Source organism: Mongoliibacter sp. (assembly GCF_007692705.1).
Classification (GTDB): domain Bacteria; phylum Bacteroidota; class Bacteroidia; order Cytophagales; family Cyclobacteriaceae; genus Mongoliibacter.
In genome coordinates this window covers 1-2758 of sequence record NZ_REBN01000007.1, presented here as the reverse complement: position 1 = coordinate 2758, position 2758 = coordinate 1, and the positions used below count along the sequence as shown (strand labels likewise).

2 protein-coding genes are annotated in these 2758 nt (G+C 41.8%); both read right to left on the bottom strand.

Annotated features, from left to right (window positions below):
* Positions 1-165: 165 nt before the first annotated feature.
* On the bottom strand, positions 166-1107 hold the full coding sequence (locus EA341_RS00080) for a type IX secretion system membrane protein PorP/SprF (protein ID WP_293010644.1): 942 nt from the start codon (positions 1105-1107) through the stop codon (positions 166-168).
* Between the two features lie 111 nt (positions 1108-1218).
* Positions 1219-2758 (bottom strand): gliding motility-associated C-terminal domain-containing protein (locus EA341_RS00075; RefSeq protein ID WP_293010643.1); only part of this gene is annotated, 1540 nt, incomplete at its 5' end.

Sequence of the window (2758 nt, the reverse complement as noted above, 5' to 3'; positions counted from 1 at the left end):
AGAGAATTGCATAAAATCAAAGATGATTCATTATTTACTGACTGCACACTGAGGATTGTTTCCTGAACGAAATTCACACAATGGTAGATACAAAATCAAATTAGCATGGGCTAATTATTCTCTTTGAAAAAAGCAAAAGACGAAACCACAATATTGATCAGTCATTTACCAAATCAAAGCCTTGTTTCTGTCTGAAGAATTGTTTTTCCTGAATAGAGGGATGACAGCTAGAAACTCATGAGTAGTATTGGGTAAAAGATATGACCTGCTCATCGGCAGTTCATAAACATATCCAATTCTCATAACCGGTAGGAGGATACCCAGTTGGAAGTTATTGGCATAATCTATTCTGTGTCCTGCACCAAGCCAGATCTTCTCCATCATCAGGATTTTAAAATTGAATTCCACATTATCAGGTAAGTCAGCTTGTCCCCTATACATGAAGTTGGTGGCAAGAGTCAGGTTTTCAGTAAATGCATTTCTATATCCTGCCTGTACAATGCTAACCATAGGTTTACGCTCCATAAAAATATCTCCTGAATTAATGGCTCCCTGATTCACATTGTGAACAGCATATGAAATGTAATAATTGGGATGGGTAAGCGCTATTCCGATATTGAAGTCCAGTACCTGCATATCGGCAAATCCATTTAGATATTGTACCACTTTAGGATCATTGGATTGTTCGGTGGTCAGGTTGTTTCCATCGAGTCTGACAGTGTTGTAATTTACACCTACTCCTAACCTGAGAGCGGTTTTTTCTGCCAGCTGTATTCTCGAAGCATAGGAAGTGATCAGTTCTGTTTCAATAAATGCCCCGTACTGATCATGAAGGATATTAATACCCAAAGCATTTTTATCTGGATTTGACCCTTTCGAAAAATCGGCAATGTCTATTTCCAAAGATCCGGCATAAGTCATTGGCGCACCCTCAAAACCTGCCCATTGGTTTCTGATCAGGCCTCGGAAGTTAGAGCCTTCATAACCCGTTAGGGCTGGATTGAAGTAACTCTGCATATGACTGAACTGGGAAACATATTTTCTTGATTGCGCAAACCCTTCGAAAACGAAGATTAAGCAGCATGCGAGTATGTAGAGTTTTTTCATAATTTATTTTTTGAACAAAGTACAATGAACCAAGTACCAAGACAGTTCCTGGTTTCCTAAGCCCATTTGGTGTATATACTTGGTACATTGCACATGGTACATAATTCAGTTTTATTTTCGGATCAGGTTAAGCATTCCTCTTCTTACTTCATCTGTTTCCTTTACTTCAATCACCCAATAGTAAGCTCCCACGGGCAACTCCCTGCCTTGGAAGGTGCCATCCCAGCGGACATCAGGATCTTCGGTATAGAATACCCTTTGGCCACTCCTTTCGAAGACCTGGATACGGGCTCCTGTGTAGAACCTCAGTTGCTCAATACCCCAGGTGTCATTGACACCATCTCCGTTTGGCGTGAAAGTGTTGAAGATTTCAATATCATTTACCGATGGCCTGGTTCTTCTGATGGTGAATTCCTTTTGGAGGATATTGCCATCCCTATCCACCACACGGACAAGGATATTGAATTCAGTCCTGCCGTCAACTTTTTCTGCAGAACTCCAGAACAAGATTCCATCGATAATCTCGAAATACATATTGTCCAATTCCAAACCGGCCAGTATTATGTCATGTTGATTATCGAATGGATCGACGACATTAAATGCCCCGATTGGGATGAAGTTTTGGTTTATTGAAGGTTCAAAACTGTTGTTGTCCAATACAATATCTTCCGGAGCAGATTTTGGAAGTACTGTTACCACAATTTCAGCTGTCAATCCTTCTGGGTTCAAAATACCTGAAGGCAGATCAAAGGTTCCTGTCAAAATATAATCACCACGTGTAAAGACAATCAATGCCGATACATCCCATGTGACAGGAAGTTCTAGGAATTGGCCATCAACAGTCATAACCGTGACAGTGGCAGGCAACTCAGGATTGATACTCCATGCGGTCTCTATCATATCAGGCTGTATAACAACTTCGATACTGGCAGGGAAGATTTTGAAGTCAGCGCTTATGAATTGAATCTGATAATTGTCTCCTGCTGAGAGATTTCCAAGAGTGATGGGGTAGGTTCCAACATTTTCACCGGCAAGCCTTGCCAGACTTCCTGTTAAGACCTCTTCGCTGTCCCCTGCCACAAAACCAGATGTAGTAAAGCTGAATTCTGGATCTGCTGTTCCAAATATTTTTGACTGTCCTTCATCTGCGATGATGCTTAAATCTGCAGGAGTAATGACCAAATCAGCGCTCAGTACCAGGGTGTTAAAGTTACTTCCTGTTATTGTAGCCGTTGCCGCTTGAGTCCCCACGTTTGTCTGTGTATTATCTGTGTAAGAAACAGAAGCTCCATCAGGAAGTGTACCGGTGATTTCAATGGTTTTTACTGTACCGTCAAAAACAAAGCTGGCATCCTCAAGGGTGATTCCTGTGATATCAGCTGGCGTAATTGTCAAGTCTGCTGTAAGTACCAAGGTATTGAAGTTGCTTCCAGTGATGGTGGCAGTTGCTTCCTGATTGCCTACGTTGGTTCTGGTATTGTTTTCATATGAAACAGAGGTCCCAGCTGGAAGTGTCCCCGTGATTTCTATCGACCTATCTGATCCATCATAGATAAAGCTGGCATCCTCGAAAGAGATTCCTGCGATATCAGCTGGTGTGATTTCCAATTCTGCCGTCAGTACCAGCTCGTCAAAGTTTGCTCCTGTTATC